This is a genomic window from Anaerovibrio sp., from assembly GCF_024697385.1.
Lineage (GTDB): Bacteria > Bacillota > Negativicutes > Selenomonadales > Selenomonadaceae > Anaerovibrio.
In genome coordinates, this window is record NZ_JAILFV010000200.1 from 1 (window position 1) to 2,589 (window position 2,589).

3 protein-coding genes are annotated in these 2,589 nt (G+C 43.9%); 1 reads left to right on the forward strand and 2 read right to left on the reverse strand.

Annotated elements, in window-relative coordinates; all coding sequences use genetic code 11:
- Positions 1–828 precede the first annotated feature (828 nt).
- Positions 829–1,377 carry a TetR/AcrR family transcriptional regulator C-terminal domain-containing protein gene (locus tag K6C05_RS10325; protein ID WP_296734434.1) on the reverse strand — a complete coding sequence of 183 codons (549 nt, stop codon included), beginning with the start codon at positions 1,375–1,377 and terminating at the stop codon, positions 829–831.
- A 219-nt stretch (positions 1,378–1,596) separates the two neighbouring features.
- On the opposite strand from K6C05_RS10325, the gene K6C05_RS10330 reads away from it, so the two are divergent.
- Positions 1,597–2,430 (forward strand): EFR1 family ferrodoxin, encoded by an 834-nt coding sequence (locus K6C05_RS10330; protein WP_296734437.1) that lies wholly within the window; start codon positions 1,597–1,599, stop codon positions 2,428–2,430.
- Here the strand turns inward: K6C05_RS10330 and K6C05_RS10335 are convergent.
- Positions 2,393–2,589 (reverse strand): hypothetical protein (locus tag K6C05_RS10335; RefSeq protein WP_296734439.1); only part of this gene is annotated, 197 nt, incomplete at its 5' end. The genes K6C05_RS10330 and K6C05_RS10335 overlap by 38 nt on opposite strands.

A 2,589-nucleotide genomic window follows, 5' to 3' on the forward strand; every position in this document is an offset into this window, starting at 1 on the left:
CCTTTGGAGGGGGCGGCAGGGCAGTTGCTGTGACCAGGGAATCCAGGGCTAAAGTGATTTTTGCCTTTAATTAAGGAGCCGGAAAAATTCCGAACTCGCTACGCTCAGACACGGATTTTTCTCCGGAATGCCGGTATGCAAAAATCCACTTCTTGACGTCCTTCCTCCAATGGTCACATCATCCTGCCCTGCCTTGCGGTGATGCAATAGGTTTGGGGGCCAGAGGCAGGGCTATTAAATAATGTTCTGGTTATACGCAAGATAAGGATGTGCCTTCTCCTTTGGAGGGGGCGGCAGGGCAGTTGCTGTGACCAGGGAACTCAGGGCTAAAGTGTATTTTTGCCTTTAATTAAGGTGCCAGAAAAATTCCGAACTCGCTACGCTCAGACACGGATTTTTCTCCGGAATGCCGGTATGCAAAAATCCACTTCTTGACGCCCTTCCTCCAATGGTCACATCATCCTGCCCTGCCTTGGGGTGATGCAATGGGGTTAATGGCCAGTGGCAGGGTATTAAAAAATGTTATGGTTATATGTAAATGCTTTATGACGCAGCTGCGCTGCTAACCTCATCCGCCTCGCATAGCTCGGCACCTTCCCCAGAGGGGAAGGCACGGATAACGGGGCTGACGGGAATATGGCGTGTGATGAAAGTATATGGTCCAATCGACAGGGCATCAAAATATATTCTGTTCTTATGCAAGTTAAGGCTGTGTCTTCCCCCTTTTGGGAAGCACCCTGCGGGTACTGGGAGCATGGCCGGTAATCAGTCACTGACCATGCTCCGTCGGTGGCTTGTCCGGCACCCGGATGAGGTTTTTCCACTCATCTAGTGCAGGTATTTTTTTAGTGACTCTGGCATGGAATCACACAAAAGCCTGACCAACTGATTTAGTGTCATTTCACTGGGCTTAAAAATCCAATCCTTCACGCTGTAAAATAATCCGTAAACATAATAGTGTATTATATACATATACTCAGCAGACAGCTCTTTGTCATTACGCTGATTACCCACATAGTTTTTAATCCTGCGTATTGTGTATTCGATTGCCGCCTTTTGAAAGGAATCCTGTCCTGAGGTGTTGCTTATGGCATTGTGGTAAAAATGGCGATTTCGCTTCATTATTGTAATGCCGATTTTTAACAGCTCATCCCAGGTGATATCATTTCCAAGACGAGCATATAGCTTTTCAACCTGTTTATGATATATCCAAACCAACAAGTCATATTTATCGGTGAAATGATTGTAAAATGTAGTAGAGGTCAGTCCGCAGTTTTGCGTAATCTCCCTGATGGTTATTTTTTCAATGGATTTTGTGGTGGATAGCTCCCGTAATGAAGCACCAAGCAAATCCTTGGTGGTCTGTTTTACTATCATTATAATTTCCTCCGGTTGTATAGCTTTACAATATCTGCTTTTTGTAAAGTTCGTTGCCAATTATCCTTTATCCTCTATCGTTTATAGTGATTTCTTATCATATAATCAATGGTAGTGGCTTGAAATAGTGAAAGGCCAGTCATTGTTCGCCCCAGGCAAGGCGAAGGTCATCCTGGTCACGAAAAAGGTATAAAACTATATTTGGAGAGGAAGATTGCAATGAGTAAAGCAGAAATTTCATGTGTTCATCTTGTATATTTCAGTCCCAGCGGTTCAACGGAGAAAATTGTCCGTAAAATTGCTTCCGCCATCAAGGGACCGGAAGTGAAGATTCATAACCTGTTGCCTTTTGCAGCCAGGCAAAAGCAGTACAGCTTCGGGAAGAATGATTTGGTAATTTATGGTTCCCTTTCAGCCGGTATGCTTTTTACCAAGGCAGAAGAGCTTTTTAATTGCCTGGAGGGAAATGAAACCCCATTTATCGGCGTAATATCCTATGGTAACGCGTATTATGGTGTGGCCCTCACAGAAATGAAGGAACGGGCAGAAAATCGTGGCTTTAAGGTATGCGCTTTGGGCGCTTTTATTGCCCAGCATACCATGGCACCGGAGGTCGGTACAGGCCGACCGGATGCCAAGGATGAAGAAATAATGCTGGACTTTGGACGCAGGGCATATGAAAAGGTATTGGCAGGCGACTACAATCTTGAAAATCAGCCTGGTACAAACTGGTCTTCATCAGAGGAATTCAACAAATATATCGCTTTTCGTGAGACGAATAAAGATCCGTATTGTTTTCCTCTTGAATTCAGGGCCAAAAAAATATCAGATGACTGTATCAAATGCTATACCTGTGTTAAAAACTGTCCGACCAATGCTATTGATATTGAAAATAAAACCTTTGATCTTGAAGCCTGTATCGGTTGTTATGGCTGCATAAACCGTTGTCCACAGCATGCCATTAATTCCACCAGTCCGGAGGTAACAGGTTTTATGCAGGGCTTTATTGATGCCTTTAAGAATGACCGTTTGGAGCCTGATATGTTCTTTTGATAGTATAAATTGACAATTTTATAACGCCATTGTTCAAATTTTTCTTCCCCAAGAAGAAAAATCTTCCAATTAGCGTTTCAACGAGCTGGGAGATATGCTCGCCAGCTGTTGTAGTTTGTTTTCCCCCACCTAAAGAGGAAGGGGACATCTTAAAGCTCG